The following is a 23,768-nucleotide window of genomic DNA, read 5'->3' on the forward strand; positions in this document are numbered from 1 at the left end:
TTGATATTCAAAATGCAGCTGCATACTCATGCTGTCATCGACAGAGGTCCACGCGACAATAGTTATTGCCAGCAGGAGATAAAGGAAAAAAAGACGGATCGCGATTTTCATCATTTAAAACTCTGTGCAATAAAGCGAATCATAGGAACCCAGGCCAGTTCGGAAGGGTGCAAACGATCCCAGTTCCAGCCATTCTGATAAGGCATGGCGTACATATCTAAATAAGGGATCTGGTTACTTTCCAGAATGGTTTTAATTTGCTTATCAACCGGGCGGAAGGTATCGGTATTGTAAAGCGCCCACGGGTTAACCGGGTCGACGATAGCGATGACCTGCACGTGATGGTCCTTCAGCAGCCGGACGGTTTTACTCAGAGCGGCGATTTGTGCGGGTACGACCGGCGTGTCATCCCACTGTTGCGGCTTACCGTCCTCTTCGTAAATCGTTTTGTCCATCCACAGCGTGGCCGCGCTCTGCTGGCGTTTTTTATTTAACTCGCGCGCGTTCGCCAGCTCTTTATCCCAGTCAGGCGCTATGTGGGCGGTGGGCTGCTGCGGCCAGGACCGTGCCGTCGCGGGCGTCACGTGGAGCAGGGCTAGCCAGTCGTTTTTAATCATCGTACAGACGTTGGCAAACTGGAAACTCAGCTCGTCCCACATCAGATCGGGGTGCCAGCCAAAGACGCGCATTTGGCCAAAGGTTAAATGGCTTATTTCTTTACTATCAATATGCTTTAAATAATTAACCAGCAGCGGGCGCGCCTGCGGATCCTTCATCAGCGGATTAAAAATAGAGCCGGGGAAATTATCGGCATAGATAGCCGGTGGCAGCCCTTTGGAGTAAAAACTGTCAGGAGCCAGAAGCAAAACAACTTTACTACTTGCGTTAAGGCTATTTTTAAAACGTGAGAAAAATAGAAATTGCGTTTCATCATCGACGAACGCATCGCCATACGCTACGACGGGTTGGTGCAATTGCTTATTAAAGTAATTATAGACAGCGTAATGTTCATCTTCTGAGGTGGCCACCTCAGACGCGCCGATGAAGAAAATAGCATTCCCTTCTAAGGCATGAGAAATAGTGGCAATTTTTTCCGCTTGCTCTTTAGGCGTGCCCGCCATTGATTTAATCAGCGGCTGGAAGGTGAGCGGCGGATCGAAGCTCGTCACGAGCGGGTGAATACAAAGAACCAATATGGCCAGGATCGCCATCAGGATATGTAAGCAAAGCGTATTTTTGATTTTCATTATCAACCAGTAAGACTACATGGCAGTAATTTCTACAATCTGTGGGGACTCAGATTTATAACAATTACACAACAAATGGCCGTTTATTTTTTTTGGCATTCTATACCAGAGCGGTTTAAAAGGATGAGCGTTGCTGTGTTACGGTATGTACAAGTGAGCAGAGCGTGACGCGAGGCAAGCGCCTGGATGACTTTTGCGCAGTCAAACGCCTATGGGTAAAAATAGAAAAATTCCTGCTTTACAAGGCGCTAATAGATGTTTATAGTGCGCCTCACTTTGGAAGCGTGGCCGAGCGGTTGAAGGCACCGGTCTTGAAAACCGGCGACCCGAAAGGGTTCTAGAGTTCGAATCTCTACGCTTCCGCCAAATTCGAAACCCAGGTCGTTATGCGACCTGGGTTTTTTTATGCGCAGAAAACCCCTTTCTATCTGTTAATGACGTTCAAATACGGGAACGGGACGTTCTGGCGCTAAGGATACTGCGTCGATACTGCAGTGGCGTCTGACGCATCATCTTTTTAAAGCAGGTGATGAAATAGGTCACCTCGCTAAACCCGACGGCCAGGGCAATGGCGTCAATCGTCTCATCGCTGTACCGTAACCGATCGCAGCTGCTTTTTATCCGCCGGGTCAGCAAATATTCGTGGATGCTGCCCCCGGTCTGCTGGCGGAAAATGCGTGAGGTATAGCTGCGCGAGAGCCCCAGGTCGTGGGCTAGCTGGTCGAGCGAAAACTTGCTGGCATAGTGGGCTTCAATCCAGCTCATAATCCGCGAGGCCACGGTCTGCTGGCGCGGCGGGTAGGGCTGCGGCTGCTCGGGCAGGAATGTCATGAGCTGCATCACCAGAAATGCCACCTCGCAGGCCTCGGTCCGCTCGCTGCCCCCCAGGCGCTGAAACTGTTCAAGGATCCTCTCGATAAACGCCGCGTGCTCGCTGAGATCGTAGATTTGCGCCGGCAGATTGCTGGCGGCCAGCGCGGCAAACCGGGCCTGATGGCGCGGGAAGGCGCTGAGCGCACTTTCGACGACCGCTTGCTCAATGTGCATAGTGGTGCGGTGATAGGGGTTCTTATCGCTATGATCGACCTGTACTTTGTGCAAGCGGAAGGGCGGGAAGATAAATAATCGCCCCGGACGGGCGGTGTAGTGCTGATTATCCACCACCACGATGCCGTAGCCGCTGGAAATATAGAGCAATTCAACGCATTGATGCCAGTGGTAGTAAATCGCGCTGGTGGCGTACATGCGGTTAAAAGAAATGGCCTGCCGATCGAGCGTAATGCGTTCCAGCAGCTGCGTTTCACCCATTTTACCTCCAGGACAACAGATTTAAATTTTTAGTCCATCATTTGTAATTTATCCCCCTCCCGATCGACAAAATCCAGTGAAAATGAAATAGCGGTTCAATTTTGTGAGTCCGCTCACTCAGCATCGGGAATAAAAGCAGTTACTCTTCATCCAGACGTCGCACACGTGGCTTTTAAAAAGCCTAATAACAATAACTTATCTCTACCCTCGTGTAATGCGGGAGGACCCTGTGCAACCTGAAAACATTCATCTGGATAACCCACTGAAAAGCCGGGAAGAGGTACTACGGCTGGTCAACGACATGCTGAACGCGGTGACGCCTTATTTTAAAAAAGACGCCAGCCGCATTGATTTAGCGAACTTTACCGCTCACTACGGCCAGCAGGTCGCGAGCATGGAAACGTTTTCCCGCCTGCTGTGGGGCGTGACGCCGCTGTTGGCCGGCGGCAGTGAGCCGCAGCGTTTCTCTTTCTACTTACAGGCGATAAAAAACGGTACCAATCCGCAGCATGCCGATTACTGGGGCGACGTCGCGCCCTACGATCAGCGAATCGTCGAGATGGCAGCCTACGGGCTGCTGCTGGCGCTGGCGGGCGATACCGTACTGGCGCACTTCAGTGAGACGGAGAAAGCGAATTTATGGCGCTGGCTAAAGCAGTGCGAGACCCAGGCGATCCCCGATAACAACTGGCACTTCTTTCCGATTCTGGTGCAGGTCGGCTTCCATTATTGCGGCATGCCGACCAACCCGCAGGTGCTGGAAAATCATTTTGCTGCCATGGAGCACTACTATCTCGGCGACGGCTGGTACTCCGATGGTCCGGGGCGGCCGCGCGACTATTACATCTCGATGGGCTTTCATTTCTATGGCCTGATTTACGCGAAGCTCATGGTCGAGGTCGATCCAGAGCGTTGCGCAACGCTGCGTCACCGCGCCGCGCGTTTCTCCTCTGACTTCATTCATTTCTTTGCCGATGACGGCGCGGCGATCCCGTTTGGCCGTAGCCTGACCTACCGCTTTGCCGAGGCGGCGTTCTGGAGTGCGGCGGCCTTCGCCGGGCTGGAAGTCTTTTCGCCTGGCGTGATTAAGGGCATCGTTCTGCGCCATCTGCGCTGGTGGCTGAAGCAGCCGCTGTTCGACCGCGACGGCGTACTCAGCGTCGGCTACAGCTACCCGAATCTGGCGATGGCGGAAGACTACAACGCGCCGGGTTCGCCGTACTGGGGCCTGAAGACCCTGCTGGTGCTGGCATTAGATGAGGGCGATGCCTTCTGGCAGGCGGCTGAGCTGCCGCTGCCACCGTTACCCGCCCGGCACACGATAGCCCACGCGGACCAGGTGGTGGTGCATCAGGCCGATCACCTGTGGATGCTGACTTCTGGCCAGCTGGAGCTGAACAACTTTGTGAATACCGAAGCGAAATACTGCAAATTTGCCTATTCCACCCGCTTTGGCTTCACCATCGAACGCGGGCGCTACGGCCTGAACCATGCCGCGCCCGATTCGACGCTGCTGCTGGCAGAAAAGGATAACTACTGGCGCGGCCGCCGCGAATGCCAGCACGTGGTCACCGCTGACGGTACCATTTACAGCCTCTGGCTGCCGTGGCGCGACGTGGCGATTGAGAGCTGGCTGCTGGCGCTGGGCGACTGGCAGCTGCGCGTCCATCGTATCAATACCCGACGCGCGCTGGATTGCGCAGAAGGCGGCTTTAGACTGGCAAACCGCCCGCAGCCGCAGGTCCACGAGAGTGACAGCGCCTGCTGGTTACGCACTGCCCGGGACGTATCGGCCATCTTTTGTTTACATCCGCACGCTCGCCGCGGCGAAACGGTGGTGACGCCGCCAAACAGTAATCTGCTGTTCGCCGAGCGCGCGGCGGTGCCGGTGCTGCGCGGCGAGCTCGACCCCGGTAAGCATGTGTTGATAAGCGCGGTGTGGGCGGGAAATGCCGTCGACTTCGATCCGCAACGCTACCCACAGGCCATCTTTAGCGATGACGCGGTACGCTTCGTGACGGCACGACAGGAAACGACGCTCGTTCTGGCCCCGGAGGCATCGCTATGAGCACATCATCATCCGTACGCGCCGCACAGTACAAAATGAGTACCTTTATTTTTCTTTACTTCTTCACCTGGTCATCCAGCTTTGGCCTTTACGCCCTATGGCTGAGCCAGAGAGTGGGCCTCGATAGCGTTACCATCGGCAGCGTGTTCGCCATCAACGGCGTCTTCGCGGTGGTCCTGAAGCCGGTGTACGGCTACATCATGGACAAAATCGGCATGAGCAAGTGGCTGCTCTATTTTGTCTGCGCCATTTCTGCGCTGATGGCGCCGTTCTTCGCGCTGGTGTACCAGCCGCTGCTGCAAAGCCATGCGATGGCGGGGATTATCATCGGCGCGCTGTATCTGAGCCTCGGCTGGTACGCCGGCGTGGCGGCGTCTGAATCTTACGCCGACCGTTTTAGCCGCCTGTACGGGCTGGAGTTTGGCCGCATCAGAATGTGGGGTTCGCTGGGCTGGGCGATGGCCGCTTCGGTCTCCGGGCTGTTGTTTAACTTCACGCCGCTGGCCAACTTTCTGCTCAGCAGCGGTACCTCGGTAGTGATGTTGCTGGTGCTGATTAGCCTCAAAATCGGCGACGAGCAATTGCGCAATAACAACGTCATCTCCGCCAATAAGATCGTTTTTGCCGACGTGCTGATGCTGCTGAAAAATCGCAAATTCTGGATGTTCAGCCTCTACGTCGCCGGGGTGGCGTGGATGATGTTTATCGCCGAACAGCAGTTCCCGCGCTACTTTGTGTCGTTTTTCGCCACCAAAGAGCAGGGAAATGCCTGGTACGGTTACCTGAGCACCGTCCAGTCGGGGATGGAGTTCTTGATGATGATGTTTATCCCGTGGCTGGTGAACCGCTATGGCGCCAAGCGCGGCATGCTGTTCTGCGGCTGCGTGGTCGGAGCACGCCTGATCGCCTCCGGACTGACCAGCGACCCGATTGTTATCTCCATCATCAAACCGTTTTATGGCGTCGAGATCGCGCTGCTGCTGATATCGGTCTTCAAATACATCGCCGAACATTTCCATCGTCGGGTTAACGCCACGATGTACCTGCTGGGCTACCAGGCGATGATTTACGTTGGCTCGATTGTGGTCGCCCCGCCCGCCGGCTACCTGTACGACAGGATAGGCTTTGAGCATACCTATCTGCTGATGGGCTGCTGCGCCCTGATATTTACGCTGATTTCCGCCTTTACGCTATCGCGCTGCCACTCGACGCACGATGACTCACGAGCCTTTGCTCCGGCTTTAGATACCGCCCCGGTTGAACCGGCCAAACATTAATTCAGGAGTTGTTATGACCAAATCTGTTATCACCGAAGCGCTGCGGCCGATCGAACTGCATCAGGTCGATCGCCTGGCGCTGAGCCAGAAGCTGGAAGCGGCCTTAACCCGCGTAACGCGCAAGCTCGACAATAATATTGTCGCCTTCGGCGATAAGTTCCCCGGCGAAGCCTGTGAGAAGGGGGTCTGGCCGCGCACCGATAACGTGGAATGGACCACCAGCTTTTGGCCAGGCCAGCTGTGGCTGGCGTGGGAGATGACCGGCAAAGCGCATTATCGCGAAGCCGCCGAGCGCTATTTACCGTCGTTCGCCCGGCGTATTGAGCAGCGCATCGACACCGCAACGCACGATCTCGGGTTCCTCTATTCGCTCTCCTGCGTCAGCGCCTGGCGCCTCACCGGCAACGAAGCCGCTCGCCAGTCGGCGCTGCTGGCAGCAGAGCGCCTGATGGAGCGTTTTAACCCGACGGCCAACATTATTCAGGCGTGGGGTGATTTAAACGACCCGGAGCAGCAGGGGAGAATGATCATCGACTGCAATATGAACCTGCCGCTGCTGTACTGGGCCAGCGAACAGACCGGGGATCCGCGCTATGCGCAGGCGGCGACGGCTCATGCAGGACAGGCCGCGAACTATATCGTGCGTGAAGATGCCTCGACGTATCACACTTACTATATGGATGTGCAGACGGGCGAGCCGCGCTTTGGCAACACCCATCAGGGCTATAGCGATACCTCGTGCTGGTCGCGCGGCCAGGCATGGGGCATTTACGGCTTCCTGCTCAGCTATCAGCACACCGGCGATAAGCAGATGGTGGAGCTGTCGCGCAGCCTGGCGCATTACTTCCTCAACCGTCTGCCGGAGGATGATGTTTGCCACTGGGATCTGGCGCTGCTCGGTACCGACGCCGTGCGCGACAGCTCAGCGGCGGCGATTGCCGCCTGTGGCCTGCTGGAGCTGGTCAAGGCATTGCCGACGCTCGACGCAAACCGTGCGTATTATGAAGAGATGGCGCTGCGTATTGCGCAGTCGCTGACCGATAACTACCTTGCTCATGACGACGATCCGACCGAAGGGCTGCTGCAGCACTCGGTTTATCATATGGGCAGCGGTAAGGGCGTCGATCAGTGCTGTAGCTGGGGTGACTATTTCTATCTTGAGCTGCTGGTGCGGCTGCGACAGGTTTGGCATCCGTACTGGTAACCCCTGAAGCAATGGAGAGCAAGATGAAAAGCGTAGCCGTGCTATTAGCCCCCGGTTTTGAAGAGGGGGAAGCGATTGTCACTATCGATATTCTGCGCCGCCTGAATATGACGGTGCAGACGATTGCCTGCGGCGAGAGGCGAGAAGTTGTGAGCTATCACGCCATCTCAATGGTGGCGGATAGCACCCTGAAGGCCAGCCTCGATCGGACCTTTGACGCTGTGGTGCTGCCGGGCGGCCCGGAAGGCAGCGTCAACCTGGCGAAAAGTGCGGAGGTGATTGCCTTCGTTCGCCGCCATGATGAAGCGGGCAAATATATCTGCCCGATCTGCTCCGCCGCCGCCCGCGTGCTGGGCGGCAACGGACTGCTCAAAGGGCGCCGCTATGTCTGTTCCGGCGAGTTGTGGAAAACGGTCAGCGATGGCATTTACGTCAATGCCGACGTGGTGGAGGACGGCAATCTGCTAAGCGGCCGCGGGCTGGGCAACGTGTTTGATTTCGCCTTTACCCTGGCGGCGCGATTGCAGGGCGATGGGGCACTGGCGCGCGATCAGGCCAGTCATATTGAGTACGCGTGGCAGGATAGCGATCCCTGCGATTTGTGAGTTTCGCCCGGCGGCGCTACGCTTGCACGGGCCTACAATAAAACGTGCAACCAATTGAAAAGTCTGCGCAATGTAGGCCGGGTAAGCGCAGCGCCACCCGGCAAGAAAGACTGTGCAGGTGGTTTACAGCCCGATCACCAGCTCCCCGGAATGGCTCCGCGAGCAGCACAGCGCCACCTGCTGGTTGGTTGAGCTTTTTTCCGCCTCCGACTGCACGCTGTCCCGGTGATCCACCACGCCGTCAATCACCGGCGTCAGGCAGGCGCCGCAGATCCCCATCTCGCAGGACAGCGGCACGTCCACGCCGTTTGCCTGCAGCACCTGGGCGATGGTTTTATCCGCAGGAACAGGCCAGCGCTCCCCGGTGGAGGCCAGTTTGACCGTGAAAATCTCGCCGGTTTCACCGCCTGCGGCAGGAGCAGCGAGATGAAACGCCTCGCTGTGAAGGTGGTCGTCCTCCCACCCTTTCGCCGTGGCGACCTCACGCACTTTTTCCATAAACCCTGCGGGCCCGCAGATCCAGGCGTGAAGCCCCGCCTCCGCCTTCGGAAGATGCTCTGCCAGCATTGTGCGCGGGCTGGTGGTATGAATGATGCACTCACCGCACTGGGAGAGTTCACGCGCAAACGCCGCGCTTTCGCGTTTTTTGACGTAATAATGCAGCGTAAACGGCGTTCCGGTCGCCTTCAGCTGCAGGGCCATCGCATACAGCGGCGTAATGCCAATGCCCGCTGCCAGCAGCAAAACCCGCTTTGCCTGACCAAGCGGAAACAGGTTACGCGGGGTCGAGATCGTTAGCGTCTGCCCGGGACGCAGCGTCTCGTGAACGTAGCGCGACCCGCCCCGCGAGGCGGTTTCCCGTCCCACGCAGATAAGATAGCTCTCGTTCCCGGATGCCCCTGTCAGGGAATACTGGCGGACCACGCCGCAGGGCAGATGAACATCAATGTGTGCGCCGGGCTGCCACGGCGGCAGCGCTTCGCCGTCTTCAGCCACCAGCCTGACGGCGAGGCTTTTGTCGCCCTCGCGCCACAGCCCGTCAACAATTACGCTCAGCATATCGGCCTCCGTCATACGAGGAAAAATTCGCCAAAGCCCATCTTTTTCAGCCCCCGACGGTAGGCAATTGAGCTTTTATCGGCGGGAATATGGGCTTCCAGCGTCAGGTCCAGCGGCAGGCTTTCCGGACGCTGGGTTTCCACCATCAGGCGGTCTTCTTCGAAGATGCGCAGGTTAAAGGCATGCACGTCCTCCACCGGAATATGCAGGTCAAAATTGCGGGCGATAGGGGCGAACATGCGGGTGACGCGCGATGACACGGGCGACGCGGCGTTCATGATGACCAGTCTCGACTCTCCCGGAAAATGAATCGTCAGGGTGGCGGTAAACGGCAGATGCATTTCAAAATGGCGCAACCACTGAAACCCTTCTGGCGCCTGCACGTCCGAACTGGCGGGATAGTTGCTCACGGAACTCCAGTAATCCGCCACGAAGCCGAACGGCGTCTCCTGCGGCTGATAGGCGGGCACAAGCTGATTATTGGGATCGGCAAAGGTATCGGTATGGATCCACGCAAAGTGCGCCACGTCCAGAAACCCCTCCACCTGACGCCCGGCGAAGCCGTTCACCTCGAACGCCGGGCAGTTGATCTGCTGAAAGCCTGCGTCATCCCAGTGCGGCATGGCGGGCAGCGGCGCAGGATTGTCCGGGTCAAACGCCAGGCAGGTCCAGATCAGACCGAAGCGCTCCTCCACGGCGTAGTTAATCAGGTTCAGCTTCGCCGGAACGGGCTGGTCGGGGCTGGACGGAATACGGTTGCAGCGCCCGTCCTCCCCAAAGCGGAGGCCGTGATAGGGGCAGATAATCCCGTGCTCGTCGTGAAAGCCCAGCGTCAGCGGCACGCCTCGGTGCGGGCAGACGTCACGGGCGACCACGACCTGGTCGTTAATCCGGTAAATCACCAGCTGTTCATCCAGCAGGGTCGCCTTGACCGGCGCCGGGCCGACGTCGCAGGCGCGCGCGACCGGATGCCAGCATTTCGCCAGGCGCAGCCAGTCCTCTGGTTCGAACGTGCAGTGGGCGGGTGGAGTCGGTTCTCTTTTCATCGTTGTCCCTCTTGCGTTCAGCCTAACGGGCCGCCCTGAATGGTCTCGCACAGACCGTTGATGATGCGCTCGCCGGTCTCCTCTTTGAGCTCCTGATACCAGGCCTGCGTCAACGCCATGTCTTTCCCGTGGGTGACGTCGCAGCGTTTACGCGCCTTCAGCACCAGGTCGCGCACCCGGTCGCAGCGCAGCGCTTCGTACTGCCGCAGCGCCAGCGTAATGCTGTGGTTTTCACGCAGGCATTCCCCCAGCACGACGGCGTCTTCCATCGCCGCGCAGCCGCCCTGGCCGATATCCGGCGTGGTGCTGTGCGCGGCATCGCCGAGCAGCGCGACGTTGCCGCGCACCAGGCTGTCGAATGGCTCGATGTCGTGGATCTCAATGCGGTTGGTCGTTTCAGGATCCAGCGCCGCGATAAGCGTCTGCACCGGCGGTGCCCAGCCGCGGAAGTAGCCCGTGAGATCGGCGCGCAGGGTGGTGCGATCCTCCGCCAGACCCGCGGGCAGCGGCACGTCAAAAAAGAAGTAGAAGCGTCCGCCGGAGACGGGCATCAGCGATACGCGTTTGCCTTCGCCAACGAAGGTGGTCCACTGGTGCGCCGGGGCGATCTCTTCGTCAATCTTCACCAGCCCGTTCCAGTTCACGTACCCGGCGTAGCGGCGCTCCGGGGTGTAGCCCAGCACGTAAGGACGAACCGCCGAGTGGCTGCCGTCGGCGGCAATCAGAAAATCGCCGGATGCCGTGGTGCCGTCGGTGAAGGTCACGCTCACGCCCGCGTCGTCTTCATGAACGTGTTCCACGCGCTTGCCGAACTGCACCCTGTCGCGGCCCCAGAAGTCCAGCATTTCGCGCTGGAGTTCAGCGCGCGAGACGGGGCAGGGACGCCCGCCGGTACGCTCAACCAGCGGGGCAAGGCTAAAGCGGGTCAGGGTCTCGCCGCGCCGGTAATCCTTGTAGGCCATAAAGCGCATCGGCCCGCCGTACGTCTCGATGATGTCGCCCATGCCGAGGTGCTGCATGCATTTCACGCCGTTAGGCCAGATGGAGATGGCCGCCCCGACGGGCCTGATCTCTTTTACGGCTTCAAACACGGTACAGTCGATGCCCGCTTTCTTCAGCGCGACGGCAGCGCTCAGGCCGCCAATACCCGCACCAATGACGATTGCTCTCATGCTTCTCTCCTTTTGCAGGGTGTAAAGACGTTCAGCAATTTGCGTACCAGGCTGCAGAGTGGCGAAAACGGCGTTGTGAGAGGTGAGTTTGCACTGCTAAGGTGCGCAAACGCGGTGAGCGTGCCTTTTTTTGAATCAAAAATTTCCGGTTGAGCGATGCGGAATCGACTGTTTCACGCCTGCGCTCAGAGTGGCGTGGTTTGTGCAATAACCTGGAGGAAGACCATAAAGGAGACACTATGATCGCACTGCACGAGTTCAACTCTCTTTCCCACGAAAAGGCGTTAGCGCTGATTCACCCCTGCGTTGCGCTCCCCGACTGGGCCGACGCGCTGGCTCTGGGGCGGCCCTACGCCAGCCGGGATGAATTGTTCACTACGGCAAACGCGCTGGCGCAAGCCTGGGACGAAGCGGCATTGACGCAAGCATTGAGCGCCCATCCGCGCATCGGGGAAAAGCCCGCGGGCTCACAGGCGGAGGCGGCGCTGTCGCGCCAGGAGCAGGGCGCGGTGAATGACCGTGATGCCGCCCTTGCGCAGGCGCTGCGCGAGGGGAATGCCCGCTACGAGGCCCGCTTCGGACGGGTCTTTCTGATCCGTGCGAAGGGCCGCAGCGGCGAGGAGATTTTACAGGCGCTGCACGCGCGGCTGGAGAACAGCGACGCGCAGGAAGTACTGGCCGCGCTGGAACAGCTGCGGGAAATTACGCTGCTACGGCTGGAAGGAGCTATTGGCGAATGAGCACACTTAGCACCCATATTCTCGATATCTCGACGGGCAAACCCGCAGCGGGCGTGACGGTTCATCTCCAGCAGGAGGGGAAGACGCTCGCCACGGGCGTGACCAACGCCCAGGGGCGCATCGCCGCGTTCGTTCCCTCTCTGCCCGCAGGCCGCTATCGGCTGGAGGCGGAGATCGGCGCGTGGTTTAGCGCAACGGGTCGCGACACGCTCTATCCCTGCGCGCAAATTGATTTTGTGACGGGAGAAGCGGCAGACGAGCATTTCCACCTGCCGTTTGTGATTGCGCCCGGCGGGTGGTCAACCTACCGGGGCAGTTGACCATACCCGCTCGCCGTTGACCCAGGTCTCGCTGATGTTGCGCTCGTCGCCGAGGGTCATCAGCACAAAAAGCTGCTCGTAGATATCCTGACAGCGGCGATTGCGCAGGCGCTGCAGCGGCGTTACGTCAGGGTCGATCACCACGAAATCCGCCTCTTTGCCGGGCGAGAAGTTGCCGATCTTATCGTCCAGCCTGAGGGCGTGCGCGCCGCCCAGCGTGGCGTGGTAAAAGGCCTCGCTGGCGCGCAGGCGGTAGCTCTGGAGCTGTCCCACCTTGTAGGCTTCCCCCAGGGTGCGCAGCATGCTGAAGGTGGTGCCCGCGCCGACATCGGTGCCGATGCCCATCCGCACCCTGTGCTGCCAGCAGGCGGGCAGGCGAAACAGCCCGCTGCCGAGAAACAGGTTCGAGGTGGGGCAAAACGCCACCGCCGAACCGGTGTCGTGCAGGCACTGCCACTCGCTGTGGTGAAGGTGAATCGCATGGGCAAACACGCTGCGCTCGCCGGTCAGACCGTAGTGGTGATACACGTCCAGATAGCGCTCGTGCTCCGGCCAGAGATCGCTCACCCAGGCCACTTCGTTGGGGTTTTCGCTCAGATGGGTCTGCATCCAGGTATCCGGGAACTCCTCTCTGAGCAGGCTGACCGCGGCGAGCAGCTCGGGGGATGATGTCGGGGCAAAGCGCGGGGTAATGGCATAGCCCAGGCGTCCACGGTGATGCCAGCGCTGGATCAGCGCCCGCGTCTGCCGGTAGCTCTGCTTCGCGTCTTCGCTCAGGTAGTCCGGCGCGTGTCTGTCCATCATCACCTTGCCGGCGATAAGGCGCATGTTGAGGCGCAGGGCTTCGGTGAACAGCGCCTCGACCGATTCCGGGTGCAGCGTGCAAAACACCAGCGCGGTGGTGGTGCCGTTGCTCACCAGCTGCTGAATGAAAAATTCGGCGATCTCTTTCGCGTAGGCTTCATCGGAAAACTGGCTCTCCACCGGGAAGGTGTAGGTGGTCAGCCACTCCAGCAGCTGTTCGCCAAAGGCGCCGATCATCTCCGTTTGCGGATAATGGACGTGGGTGTCGACAAAACCGGGCAGCAGCAGCCTGCCGCGCAGGTCGGTGTAGCCCTTGTGGGGGTCAAGATACTGCTCGCCCTCCTGCCACGGCATCTGCGCCAGAATTTTTCCGTTCTCTATAAACAGCACCCCGTCCTCAAGGAAGCGCGCGTGCCGGGCAATCTCGTCTGCGCTGTCGCAGACCTGGGCAATATCAAAAAATGCGCCGCGGATCGCTGTCTGGTAATCCATCATGGTTCCTGCCTTAGTGTTTGCGTAGCGGGGTGAAAAGGCGCAGCAAGAACGGTGCCAAAAAATGGACGGGCCGCAGATACCCTGCGGCCGGAAGGAGGGGATTACTCTTTTTGCGTTGCCACGCGGGAGCCGAACGACGTTGCGCCCGCCGTCTCGCGATCTTCCCGCGCCAGCCAGCGGTAGGTCACGCCGCCGAGGAAGACGCCGATGAACCAGCTGAAGTTCGCCACCTCATGCAGAGCCGGGATGAAGCTAATCACCAGGCCCACGGCAACGGACGGGATCAGTGCGCCAATGGCTTTCGGGTTAAAGCCGTTGCGGTACCAGTATTTGCCCTTTGGCGTGTCGTCGAACAGATCGTCAACCGACACCTTGCCGCGCTTAATCAGGTAGAAATCGGCAATCAGAATGCCGAACAGCGGGCCGATGAACGCCCCGAGCACGTCCAGGGTGTAGTGGATAAGCTCCGGCGAGTTGAACAGGTTCCACGGGGTGAGCAGGATCGAGCCGACGGCGGCAATCATGCCCCCGGTGCGGAAGCTGATTTTCTGCGGCGAGCAGTTAGAGAAATCAAACGCCGGGGAGACGAAGTTCGCGACGATGTTGATCCCGATGGTGGCGGTGATCATCGTCAGCAGGCCAATCGCCACGGCCAGATCGTTGCCCACGCGGCTGACGGTTTCAATCGGGTCGGTGATCATGCGGCCAAACAGCGACTGGGTGCCGGAGACAATGACCACGGTGACGATGGAGAACAGCAGGAAGTTAAACGGCAGGCCCCAGCGGTTACCGCGGCGGATCTCGCCCATGCTTTTGCCGTAGCGGGAGAAGTCGCCAAAGTTCAGCAGCGGGCCGGAGAAGTAAGACACCACCAGCGCGGTCGCGGTGATCATCTGCCAGGTCTGCTCGCCCGCGCTCAGGGATTTGCTGGCGAGGGTGAAGGAAATGCCGTCAAAACCTGTCTTGTATACAATCCAGCCTGCAAGGGCCAGCATCACCACGTAGACCGCCGGACCGGCGATATCAATAAAGCGCTTGATGGCGCTCATGCCGTGCCAGAAGACCATCGCCTGCAGGACCCACATGATGGCAAAGCAAATCCAGCCCAGATGCGACAGCCCCAGGAACGCGCCGGTAGTGAGCGAAGAGAGCGACGGCCAGAACTTCAGCGCCACCAGCATCAGGGCGTTGGCGGCCAGATAGGTCTGAATGCCGTACCACGCAAAGGCAATCAGCCCGCGGATCACCGCCGGAATATTGGCCCCGAAGACGCCAAACGCCTGACGGCTGATCACCGCGTAGGGCACGCCCGCCATCTGGCTCGGTTTCGCCACCAGGTTAGCGCACAGCTGCACGATGCAAATCCCCACCAGCAGGCAAAGCAGCACCTGCCAGCTTGCCAGACCGAGCGTAAAGAAGCTCGCGGCGACAACATAACCCCCCATGCTGTGAACGTCCGACATCCAGAACGAAAAGATGTTGTACCAGCTCCAGTTCTGGTCACGCGTCGGTGCCAGATCCTCATTGCAAAGACGTGGGCTGTAAACCGCACCGGAATCAGCGGCCGTACCCTGCTGCGCGTTTTGACTGTTTGGCATGAAACCTGCTCCTGTGAATGAAAACCCGTTGAGTGGGAGTGCAAACGGTGTTGCAGGATTCAGGCCAAAATAATAAATCTTGTATGCAATATTTTATTTTTATGTATACGATTCGATAACGAAGAGTAAAAGACGGAGTGGTGAATGAACAACATAAACGCCCTGCAGACCGCGCCAGACCTGCATGACAAAGATGAATCCATCTTTCAGGCGCTGATGACCGCGATTGTCGAACATCAGCTGCTGCCGGGGAGCAAGCTGCCGGAAGAGGCGCTGGCCGAGGTGTTTGGCGTAAGCCGCACGGGCATCCGTAAGGTGCTGCAGCGACTCGCGGCTGTGCAAATGGTCACCTTAACGCCCAAGCGTGGTGCACACGTTGCCAGCCCAACGGTGGAAGAGGCGCAGCATATCTTCCGCACCCGCGCCCTGCTGGAGGTGGCCAACCTGCCGGACGTGCTGGCGCACTGCCAGTCGCCGCATCTTGCCGCGCTGGAGGCCATTATTCGCCAGGAGCAGCAGGCGCACGAGGCGTACGACGGCCCGGCGGCGATCCGCCACTCTGCCAATTTCCACATTCAGCTGCAGGCCATCTCCGGCAACCAGGTGCTGACGGAGATGGTCACCAGCCTGAGCCAGCGCTCGTCGCTGGTGATTGCCACCTGGGGCGCGCCGTGGCGTCAGGGCTGCCGCTGCAACGATCACGAACAGCTGGTGGATCTGCTGCGCCAGAAGGCGCTCCAGCCCCTAAGCGATGCCTTAATGCACCATTTTGAACATATCGTCGCCAGCCTCTGCTTCGAGCGGGCGGGCGAGTGCCTGCCTGATTTTGCCCGGCTGTTTGCCGGCCACAAGGAGTCGTAATGTCCTCTGTCCGTATACAAGTGATCAACCCCAACACCAGCCTCGCAATGACGGAAACCATCGGCGCGGCGGCCCGCGCGGTGGCGGCGCCGGGGACGGAGATCCTCGCGGTCTGCCCGAGCGCGGGCGTGCCGTCTATCGAGGGCCACTTTGATGAAGCCATCGCCGCTGTGGGCGTTCTTGAACAGGTCAAGCTCGGAAGAGAGCAGGGCGTGGACGGTCACGTTATTGCCTGCTTTGGCGATCCGGGGCTGCTGGCGGCGCGCGAGCTGGCGCAGGGGCCGGTGGTGGGTATTGCGGAAGCCGCCATGCATATGGCGACGCTGGTGGCGACGCGCTTTTCGGTGGTGACCACGCTGCCGCGCACGCTGATCATTGCCCGTCATCTGCTGCACCAGTATGGCTTTCAGGACCATTGCGCGGCGCTGCACGCTATCGATCTCCCGGTGCTGGCGCTGGAAGACGGCAGCGGTCTGGCGCAGGAGCAGGTGCGCGCGCGCTGTATACAGGCGCTGAAAGAGGATGGCTGCGGTGCCATCGTGCTCGGCTGCGGCGGCATGGCGACCCTGGCGCAGGAGCTGACCCGCGAGCTGCGCGTGCCGGTCATCGACGGCGTCAGCGCGGCGGTGAAGATGGTGGAATCGCTGGTGGCGCTGGGGCTGTCGACCAGCAAGCACGGGGATCTGGCGTTCCCCGAGAAAAAAGCGTTAAGCGGACATTTTCAGGCACTGAATCCATTTTAATTTTTGGGGGTGGCAATGGGGCTTTTTGAACAGGATTACCCGCGGGATCTGCGCGGCTACGCGGGCAACCCGCCGCACGCGCGGTGGCCGAATCAGGCGCGCATCGCCGTGCAGTTTGTGCTCAATTACGAAGAAGGGGCAGAAAACCACGTTCTGCACGGTGACGCCGGCTCCGAGCAGTTCCTGTCGGACATCATCGGCGCGGCCAGCTACCCGGATAAACACATGTCGATGGACTCCCTCTACGAATACGGCAGCCGCGCCGGGTTCTGGCGGATCCACGGTGAATTTCAAAAGCGCGGCCTGCCGCTGACGGTCTTTGGCGTGGCGATGGCGCTGGCGCGTCACCCGGAGATCGTCGAGGCAATCAAGGCAGCGGATTACGACGTGGTGAGCCACGGCTGGCGCTGGATCCACTATCAACACATGGATATCCAACAGGAGCGCGAACACCTGCACAAGGCGGTGCAGGTGTTGACCGACCTGTTCGGCAAGCCGCCAACCGGCTGGTACACCGGGCGCGACAGCCCCAACACCCGCCAGCTGGTGGTGGAGCACGGCGGTTTCGACTACGACAGCGACTACTACGGCGACGACTTACCCTTCTGGACAGAGGTGACGTGCGGCGACGGCTCCCGCAAACCGCACCTGGTTGTGCCCTATACGCTGGATGCGAACGACATGCGCTTCGCGACCGCGCAGGGGTTTAACACCGCCGAGCAGTTTTATACCTATCTGAAGGACAGTTTTGACGTGCTGTACGAAGAGGGGGAAAGCGCGCCGAAGATGATGTCCATCGGCATGCACTGCCGCCTGCTGGGGCGGCCGGGGCGTTTTCGCGCGCTGCAGCGGTTCCTGGATTATATTCAGCAGCACGAGCGGGTGTGGGTCTGTACCCGCCAGCAGATTGCCGACCACTGGCGGGAGGTGCATCCGTTTCAGAAGTAATTGTGCGACGTTTTGCCGGGTGGCGGCTGCGCCTTACCCGGCCTACAGGACGTCGTATTCCCGGTGGCGTTACGACATCAAACTCACCTGCGCCGCCACGGGGCATTAGGCTTTCTTTATCTGAACGATTGATTTTTCGTCACTTCAGCCGGAAAATCCCTGCACTTTAAAGGGAAAAGGAAGGAACCGGATGTTCACGCTCTACATGAGATGGGAAGCCCAGCGAATACTGGCGCCGGATGATATTCAGTTCATCCTCACGCCACGTAAAACACTGGAGATGGCGAGCATATTTTACGAACTGGATTACCTGGAGTACGACTACCAGCGTAACCCCCCATGCCGTAACAGCGTCCCGAAGCGACGACAAGGCGTTCACCACCGCCACGCGACGCAGCCCTATAAACGCAAGCAGTGTTCCGAATATGACGGACTTTATGATGAAGTGAAATGGAATCTCGAGCACGGCTGGATGCTCGGCGTGAACACGGGGGAAAAGTGGGATAAGTATTGCAATCCGTTCTCCTTCGATGACGACTGTAATCTGGTTTATGACTGTTTTATGGACACCTACGGCGAGAGTTTCCCGCAGGAAGTACGCCGGATTTACGAGTACGTTCTGAACGAACAGCAAGGTAGAAAGCCCGCGCCGACCGTTAAACAACACTATTCCGACGCCCCATTACAGCACGCGCAGGCAGCGAAAACCATCGACAGCAAAGCCGCGGGAAGGCTTCTTGCTGCGGGTGGCATCTACAACGGCAACATAGAGGGATTTCATGAGACCGCACAGCAGCTAGGCGGCGATGCTCCAGCAGGTTACGATCAGGTTATGGACAACAAAGGGTTAATCATTGCTGGCGCTTCTGTTGCTGCGGGTCTTGGTCTTGGCCGATTAGGGGCTGCTAGTGGGATTAACGATCTTCACGTTCTGGGAAAAGTTGAGGGTGAATATTCGATGATAAAGCCCGGGCCATTACTTAAAGAGCTAGCAGAAACCTTTTCCAGTGGTACATACAAAGAGATCTCTCTATCAACAGATACAAGTTTTTATAGAGGTGGTGTTGAGGGGCGACCATTAGGTCAATTTTTCGGATATGAACAACCTCGAGGAGTACTTCAAACAAGGGTAGATAAGGCACTGCTACCTAAATGGCCCAATGGAAGTGAATCTCCTCTAGATAGCTATCACGAGATTCAAATACCCGCAGGAACAAAAGTATATGTTGGAAAGGTAGGTTATCAAACAGACCTTTATTCCGGTGGAACTGAGCAAGTTATAGTTCCTGCACCGTGGAAAATACCTGGCATTAAGATACTTGGATATGGTGGTTTAAAATGAAAAATGAAATAAAGAAAACGGTAATTGATATCATCACCATATTGTCCTCAAATGATGAGGACGCATGGGCTAAAACATTTGAAAAACTGTGCTTCGAACTCGATGTTGATTATGAGTCATCCATTTACTCATTGAAAAAACTCTACGGTGGAATGGGATCATTTAACGATATTGTTCTTCACAAAAATGGAATACCTCTCATTCGAGAAAATGACGAGTTAGAAGATTTGAGACACAAACTCTACAAGCAACTCGATTATGCCATCGGCTTGTTAAAAGCAGGTTAATTACCATAACAGCTTATAACGCGCATCGCTAAAAAAGCGCTCAGGGCGATTTCCCGCCCTGAGCTGCAAATCATTACACCATCAAACTCACCTGCGCCGCCACGATCCGCCAGCCGCAGGCAAACCGCACCCACGTCTGCTGCTGGCGTCCAGTGCGTTCCGTGCCCTCCCGGGTAAACTCGGTGCTGCACACGGCATAATCCTCCCCGAAGGTGGTGATGACGGTATGGCGCAACGTCCGCTGCAGCCCGGCGGCGGGCCGCGCCGCGCGGAAGGCGCGGATTTCATCAATCCCGTACAGGTTTTCACCCGCCCCCAGACGCACCGTGTTTTTGTCGTGCCAGAACAGCTCGTCAAGCACCGCAACGTTGTTGCTGACCAGCGCGTCTTCATAGCGGTAAAACGCGGCGGTCACCTCGGCAACCACCCACGGGAGGTTAATGTCATCGTGATTCATCATGCTGCTATCTCCGCCGAACGGGCATCGGTGATCCCACTCTCCTCCAGCACGCGCGCGACGCGCAGGCACGCCTGCTCGTTAAACGGCGCGGCAATCAGCTGCAGGCCAATCGGCGCACCCTGGGCGGTGCGCAGCGGAACGGTGGTCACGGGCAGGCCCAAAAACGAAATCGGCTGGGTCAGCATCCCCATGCTGGCGCGAATGGGCAGCGGCTGGCCGTTAATCTCCATGGTCTGCTCACCCGCGAGCGTCGCGCTGCGCGGCGTCGCCGGGGCGATCAGCACGTCGGCCTGCGCGAACAGGGTTTTAAACGCCTGCCGGGCGTGCGCGCGAAACCGCTGGGCCTGAATGTACCAGGCGGAGGGGATCATCGCCCCGGCCAGCAGCCGTTCGCGGGAGTGCGGTTCAAAACGCTCGGGCTCGCGGCGAAGCGCGGGCAGATACTGGTTTCCCCCTTCGGAGGCGCTGATGATAAACGCCGCGGAGCGCGCCAGCTCGGCGTCCGGAAACTGCAGCTCATCCTGCACGCCGAGCGCCTTCGCCACCCGCGCCACGGCGTCTCTGGCATCCGCGTCGCACCAGGTGGTGAAGTAGCCGCCGAGCACCGCGCAGCGCAGGCCGTCAAGCCCGCGATCGAGCAGGGGACGCGTCTGCTCGCGCGAGCTCTCTGCCTGAAAACCGTCGCTGCTGTCCCGCCCCTGCAGCGCGTCGTATACGGACGCCAGGTCGCACACGCGGCGGGCAAAGGGACCGATATGATCCAGGCTCGCGACAAACGGATGGCTGCCGGATCGCGACAGGCGGCCAAAGGTGGGCTTCAGGCCATAGATGCCGCACAGGGAGGCCGGAACGCGAATCGAGCCGTTGGTGTCGGTGCCGAGCGAAAAGTGCACCAGCCCGGCGGCCACGGCGGCGGCTGAACCGCCGGACGACCCGCCCGCAATGCGCGCCAGATCGTGCGGGTTACGCGTCGTGCCGTAGTGGCTGTTTTCGGTAGTGAAGCCGTAGGCGTAGGCATCCATATTCACCATCCCGGTCAGCAGCCCGCCCGCGCTGCGCAGCTGGCGCACCGCGAAGCTGTCAGCGGCCGCGGCGGGCCGCTGGCTGAACAGCTCTGCCCCGGCGAGGGTGGTGTGACCGGCCACGTCGAACAGATTTTTTACCGCGTAGGGCACGCCCGCCAGCGGCGGCAGGGGGCGCTTCTCGCGGCGCAGGGTGTCGATGCTCTCGGCCTCGGCGAGCATGCGCGCTTCCGTCACGGCGGTCCAGGCGTTAATCAGCGGGTTCACGCGCGCAATTGCCTCCAGCGTCTGGCGAGCAATCTCGCGAGCGCTCAGCTCGCCCGCGCTCAGCGCATGCTGGATCGCGCTGATACTCATCTCGTGTAGCCTCATGCTTTGTATACTCCTGCGATCTCCAGACGGTCGTCGAGCGGCAGCGCCATCAGCGGGGCGGCCAGGGCGGCAATGCGGCTGAACTGCAGCTGCAGCTCGGCGCGGCGGGCATCGTCCAGCGTCACATCGAGCACGGACTCCATTTGCGCCAGATACGCCTGCCAGTCGGGTTGTGGTGTCGTCATTGTTTTCTCCTCAGAATCCGGCGGCCGCGCCGTTGCTGCGCGGGTCAAATGCCCCTTCGAACAGCCCGTTGGGGTGGCGAACAATCGCGCCCGCGTGGCCCATCGCTTCACTGAAATCAGGGAACATTTCCACCTCGTGTCCGAGCGCCTGAAGCCGTGCGACCGTTTCAGCGCTAAAGCGTCCTTCAAGTTTTAAGGTGTCCGAGGTTTGTCCCCAGGTGCGTCCCAGCAGCCAGCGCGGGCGGGAAATGCTTTCCTGTAAAGGCACGCCCTGGATCGCGTAGCGGGTAAAGAGCGCGGCCTGGGTTTGCGGCTGTCCGTCGCCGCCCATGGAGCCGTAGACCATTACGCGCCCGTCCTTGAGACGCGCCGCCGCCGGGTTCAGGGTATGGAAGGGCTGCTTGCCCGGCGCGAGGGCCAGAAGACTATCGGGATCGAGGCTGAACGATGCGCCCCGGTTCTGCCAGACGATGCCGGTGTCGGGCAGCACCACGCCGCTGCCGAACTCGTGATAGAGACTCTGGATAAACGACACGGCGAGCCCGCTATTATCCATGACCCCCATCCACACCGTATCGCCGGGGCCTTTTCCGGTACCCCACGGCGCGGCGCGGTCGTCGTCAACCCTGTCGGCAAGCGCCTGAAGGGATGCGGGATCCAGCAGGCTCTGAATATCGGTTTTCAACTCGCGCGGGTCGGTGATGTGGGCATCGCGCAGGCCAAAGGCCAGCTTGGTGGCTTCCACGATGCGGTGAAGGGTTTCGGCGTCGTCGGCCTCCGCCATGTTCAGGCGGTCGGTGATGCCGAGTATCGCCAGCGAGACCAGCCCCTGCGTCGGCGGGGCGTGGTTAAAGATCTCACCCTGCTGATGCTGCAGTTTCAGCGGCGCGGTGCGCCGGGCGGCGTGTGCGTTAAGATCGGCCAGCGTCACGGGCAGGCCCAGCGTCTCCATGCCGCGCGCCAGCACGTCCGCCAGCGGGCCGCGATAGAAGCTGTCCAGACCGTCTTCCACTAAACGCGTCAACGTCGTGGCCATGGCGGACTGGTAAAAACGGCTCCCGACCTGCGGCGGCTTACCGTCCACCAGCCAGGTTTCCGCGAAGCCGGGGATATCCTTCAGTTCGTCGAATTTACTGGCCGTGGCATGGGCCTGAGAGGCCGTAACCGGCGTGCCGTTCTGCGCATAGTCAATGGCGTCGGCCAGCAGGCGGGCCAGCGGCAGCGCCTTGCCGGTCATCTCGCGCGAGACCTTCAGCGCCTCGTCCCAGCCGCTCACCGTGCCGGCGACGGTCAGCGCCGCGCGGGGGCCGCGATGGGGAATATTCGCCAGACCGTCGTAGGCGGCGAGCGTTGCGCGAGAACCCGCCGCGCCGCTGGCATCAATGGCAACAGGTTCGCCTTCCGGCGGCACGATAAGCCAGAAGCCGTCGCCGCCCAGCCCGTTCATGTGCGGGTAAACCACGGCGATGGTGGCCGCCGCGGCGACCATCGCTTCTATCGCGCTGCCGCCTTCGCGCAGCACCGCCAGCGCGCTCTGGCTGGCAAGATGGTGGGGCGCAACGGCCATGCCGTGCGTGGAGACATTACTTTGCATGAAAAGTCCTCGTAACCCTGAAAGTCACAAGGTGCTGCAAAAGCTGTTCCAGTTCTGAAAGAAAAGTTTCAGTAAACTGGCACGTATAATGAAAGGTAGAATGAAAGGCAAAATGTGATGAAACAAAAGTTACAGAGGCGCTATGGAACAACTGGATGAACGTCTGAAAGCACAGTACCCGTCGCTGTCGCCGCAGGAGCAGCGGGTGGCGGATTTTATTTTCGATCATTTTGACGACCTGATTAGCTACAACAGCGCCGAGCTGGCGCAGCTGAGCGGGGTGTCGAAAGCCACGGTCAGCCGTCTGTTTAAGCGTCTGGGCTATGAGAAATATAAGGACATGCGCGACGAGCTGCGCACCCTGCGCCAGAGCGGGATGCCGCTCACCGATAACCGCGACGCGGTGCAGGGCAATACGCTGCTGGCACGCCACTATAAGCAGGAGATGGCGAACCTGACCCAGTGGGTCAATGCCCTCGACGCGCAGCAGTTTGCCGAGGCCATGGCCTGCATGGTGAAGGCGCGGCGCATCGTCATTATCGGCATGCGTAACGCCTATCCGGCGGCGCTGCACCTGCGCCAGCAGCTGCTGCAGGCGCGCGGTCAGGTGCTGGTCCTGCCGCAGCCGGGGCAGAGCCTGGGCGAAGAGCTGGTGGATATAACGCCGGACGATCTGGTGGTCATGATGGCCTTTCGCCGCCGCCCGCGCATTATCCGTCCGCTGATGCAGCAGCTTCAGAGTCGCGGCATTCCGGTGCTGCTGATGTGCGAGCCGCAGGCGCACAGCCTGTTTCCGCTGGCGAGCTGGCAGCTCTGCGCCCCGCTGGACAGCGTCTCGGCCTATGACAGCTACTCCTCGGTCAATAGCCTGATCAACCTGCTGGCGAATGCCTTCCTGCATGAAATCCTCGATAAAGGCCGTCCCCGCATTCACGACATTGCCTCCCTCTACCAGCAGCTGGACGAACTCGAACAGCGATAATGGGGCATCAGGCTGGTGCTTTGCATTAA

22 protein-coding genes, 1 tRNA gene and 1 pseudogene are annotated in these 23,768 nt (G+C 59.6%); 13 read left to right on the forward strand and 11 right to left on the reverse strand.

The window, feature by feature from the left end; translation table 11 throughout:
* Positions 1 to 110: 110 nt before the first annotated feature.
* Positions 111 to 1,247 carry a D-alanyl-lipoteichoic acid biosynthesis protein DltD gene (locus tag L370_RS07355; RefSeq protein WP_023335175.1) on the reverse strand — a complete coding sequence of 379 codons (1,137 nt, stop codon included), beginning with the start codon at positions 1,245 to 1,247 and terminating at the stop codon, positions 111 to 113.
* Between the two features lie 278 nt (positions 1,248 to 1,525).
* On the opposite strand from L370_RS07355, the gene L370_RS07350 reads away from it, so the two are divergent.
* Positions 1,526 to 1,613, forward strand: a tRNA-Ser gene (locus tag L370_RS07350).
* A gap of 75 nt (positions 1,614 to 1,688) precedes the next feature.
* On the opposite strand, the gene L370_RS07345 is transcribed toward L370_RS07350, so the two are convergent.
* Complete coding sequence (locus tag L370_RS07345) at positions 1,689 to 2,555, reverse strand: AraC family transcriptional regulator (RefSeq protein ID WP_023335176.1); 867 nt, start codon at positions 2,553 to 2,555, stop codon at positions 1,689 to 1,691.
* 229 nt (positions 2,556 to 2,784) lie between these two features.
* On the opposite strand from L370_RS07345, the gene L370_RS07340 reads away from it, so the two are divergent.
* Genes L370_RS07340 through L370_RS07325 form a run of 4 tightly spaced genes read left to right on the forward strand, consistent with a single transcriptional unit; the run spans position 2,785 to position 7,709 of the window.
* Positions 2,785 to 4,623 (forward strand): DUF2264 domain-containing protein, encoded by a 1,839-nt coding sequence (locus L370_RS07340; protein WP_023335177.1) that lies wholly within the window; start codon positions 2,785 to 2,787, stop codon positions 4,621 to 4,623.
* On the forward strand, positions 4,620 to 5,900 hold the full coding sequence (locus L370_RS07335) for an oligosaccharide MFS transporter (protein ID WP_023335178.1): 1,281 nt from the start codon (positions 4,620 to 4,622) through the stop codon (positions 5,898 to 5,900). The genes L370_RS07340 and L370_RS07335 overlap by 4 nt, the downstream gene beginning before the upstream one ends.
* 13 nt (positions 5,901 to 5,913) lie before the next feature.
* Positions 5,914 to 7,104: a glycoside hydrolase family 88 protein gene (locus tag L370_RS07330; protein WP_023335179.1), complete on the forward strand. Its 1,191-nt coding sequence runs from the start codon at positions 5,914 to 5,916 to the stop codon at positions 7,102 to 7,104.
* Between the two features lie 23 nt (positions 7,105 to 7,127).
* On the forward strand, positions 7,128 to 7,709 hold the full coding sequence (locus tag L370_RS07325; protein WP_023335180.1) for a DJ-1/PfpI family protein: 582 nt from the start codon (positions 7,128 to 7,130) through the stop codon (positions 7,707 to 7,709).
* A 123-nt stretch (positions 7,710 to 7,832) separates the two neighbouring features.
* Here L370_RS07325 and L370_RS07320 read toward each other — a convergent pair whose 3' ends face one another.
* The 3 genes from L370_RS07320 to hpxO are packed head-to-tail and all read right to left on the reverse strand — an operon-like array spanning position 7,833 to position 10,986.
* On the reverse strand, positions 7,833 to 8,768 hold the full coding sequence (locus tag L370_RS07320; protein ID WP_023335181.1) for a PDR/VanB family oxidoreductase: 936 nt from the start codon (positions 8,766 to 8,768) through the stop codon (positions 7,833 to 7,835).
* 11 nt (positions 8,769 to 8,779) lie between these two features.
* Positions 8,780 to 9,814, reverse strand: a complete 1,035-nt coding sequence (hpxD, locus tag L370_RS07315) for a molybdenum cofactor-independent xanthine hydroxylase subunit HpxD (protein WP_023335182.1) — start codon at positions 9,812 to 9,814, stop codon at positions 8,780 to 8,782.
* 17 nt (positions 9,815 to 9,831) lie between these two features.
* Positions 9,832 to 10,986, reverse strand: a complete 1,155-nt coding sequence (gene hpxO, locus L370_RS07310) for an FAD-dependent urate hydroxylase HpxO (protein ID WP_023335183.1) — start codon at positions 10,984 to 10,986, stop codon at positions 9,832 to 9,834.
* 239 nt (positions 10,987 to 11,225) lie between these two features.
* On the opposite strand from hpxO, the gene uraD reads away from it, so the two are divergent.
* Positions 11,226 to 11,726 (forward strand): 2-oxo-4-hydroxy-4-carboxy-5-ureidoimidazoline decarboxylase, encoded by a 501-nt coding sequence (uraD, locus tag L370_RS07305; protein WP_023335184.1) that lies wholly within the window; start codon positions 11,226 to 11,228, stop codon positions 11,724 to 11,726.
* Positions 11,723 to 12,046 carry a hydroxyisourate hydrolase gene (gene uraH / locus L370_RS07300; protein WP_023335185.1) on the forward strand — a complete coding sequence of 108 codons (324 nt, stop codon included), beginning with the start codon at positions 11,723 to 11,725 and terminating at the stop codon, positions 12,044 to 12,046. Before uraD ends, uraH begins: the two co-directional genes overlap by 4 nt.
* Here uraH and guaD read toward each other — a convergent pair.
* Entirely contained in the window at positions 12,026 to 13,342 is a 1,317-nt protein-coding gene (gene guaD / locus L370_RS07295; RefSeq protein WP_023335186.1) for a guanine deaminase, read from the reverse strand. The genes uraH and guaD overlap by 21 nt on opposite strands.
* A 104-nt stretch (positions 13,343 to 13,446) precedes the next feature.
* Positions 13,447 to 14,943, reverse strand: a complete 1,497-nt coding sequence (locus tag L370_RS07290) for an NCS1 family nucleobase:cation symporter-1 (RefSeq protein WP_023335187.1) — start codon at positions 14,941 to 14,943, stop codon at positions 13,447 to 13,449.
* Positions 14,944 to 15,087: 144 nt separating this feature from the next.
* Here L370_RS07290 and L370_RS07285 point away from each other — a divergent pair, with 144 nt between their 5' ends.
* The 5 genes and pseudogenes from L370_RS07285 (at position 15,088) to L370_RS07265 (ending at position 19,124) form a co-directional block, all read left to right on the forward strand.
* Positions 15,088 to 15,804, forward strand: coding sequence for a GntR family transcriptional regulator (locus L370_RS07285; RefSeq protein WP_023335188.1), 717 nt, complete (start codon positions 15,088 to 15,090; stop codon positions 15,802 to 15,804).
* Positions 15,804 to 16,711: pseudogene (locus L370_RS07280) on the forward strand (aspartate/glutamate racemase family protein). The gene L370_RS07285 and the pseudogene L370_RS07280 overlap by 1 nt, the downstream one beginning before the upstream one ends.
* On the forward strand, positions 16,596 to 17,495 hold the full coding sequence (gene puuE / locus L370_RS07275) for an allantoinase PuuE (RefSeq protein WP_255344061.1): 900 nt from the start codon (positions 16,596 to 16,598) through the stop codon (positions 17,493 to 17,495). Before L370_RS07280 ends, puuE begins: the two are co-directional and overlap by 116 nt.
* 190 nt (positions 17,496 to 17,685) lie before the next feature.
* On the forward strand, positions 17,686 to 18,837 hold the full coding sequence (locus L370_RS07270; RefSeq protein WP_023335191.1) for a DUF8093 domain-containing protein: 1,152 nt from the start codon (positions 17,686 to 17,688) through the stop codon (positions 18,835 to 18,837).
* Complete coding sequence (locus L370_RS07265) at positions 18,834 to 19,124, forward strand: DUF6966 domain-containing protein (RefSeq protein WP_023335192.1); 291 nt, start codon at positions 18,834 to 18,836, stop codon at positions 19,122 to 19,124. The genes L370_RS07270 and L370_RS07265 overlap by 4 nt, the downstream gene beginning before the upstream one ends.
* A 73-nt stretch (positions 19,125 to 19,197) precedes the next feature.
* On the opposite strand, the gene hpxZ is transcribed toward L370_RS07265, so the two are convergent.
* Genes hpxZ through hpxW form a run of 4 tightly spaced genes read right to left on the reverse strand, consistent with a single transcriptional unit; the run spans position 19,198 to position 22,757 of the window.
* Positions 19,198 to 19,584, reverse strand: a complete 387-nt coding sequence (gene hpxZ / locus L370_RS07260) for an oxalurate catabolism protein HpxZ (RefSeq protein ID WP_023335193.1) — start codon at positions 19,582 to 19,584, stop codon at positions 19,198 to 19,200.
* Positions 19,581 to 20,978 (reverse strand): AtzE family amidohydrolase, encoded by a 1,398-nt coding sequence (locus tag L370_RS07255; protein WP_023335194.1) that lies wholly within the window; start codon positions 20,976 to 20,978, stop codon positions 19,581 to 19,583. The genes hpxZ and L370_RS07255 overlap by 4 nt, the downstream gene beginning before the upstream one ends.
* Positions 20,975 to 21,163, reverse strand: coding sequence for an oxalurate catabolism protein HpxX (hpxX, locus tag L370_RS07250; RefSeq protein ID WP_023335195.1), 189 nt, complete (start codon positions 21,161 to 21,163; stop codon positions 20,975 to 20,977). Before hpxX ends, L370_RS07255 begins: the two co-directional genes overlap by 4 nt.
* A gap of 10 nt (positions 21,164 to 21,173) precedes the next feature.
* Positions 21,174 to 22,757, reverse strand: coding sequence for an oxamate amidohydrolase (gene hpxW, locus L370_RS07245; RefSeq protein ID WP_023335196.1), 1,584 nt, complete (start codon positions 22,755 to 22,757; stop codon positions 21,174 to 21,176).
* Positions 22,758 to 22,899: 142 nt separating this feature from the next.
* Between hpxW and hpxU the strand changes: the two genes are divergently transcribed.
* Positions 22,900 to 23,739, forward strand: a complete 840-nt coding sequence (gene hpxU, locus L370_RS07240; protein WP_023335197.1) for a MurR/RpiR family transcriptional regulator HpxU — start codon at positions 22,900 to 22,902, stop codon at positions 23,737 to 23,739.
* Positions 23,740 to 23,768: the final 29 nt, after the last annotated feature.

Origin of the sequence: Enterobacter sp. MGH 24 (genome assembly GCF_000493015.1) — a bacterium.
Classification (GTDB): Bacteria; Pseudomonadota; Gammaproteobacteria; order Enterobacterales; family Enterobacteriaceae; genus Enterobacter.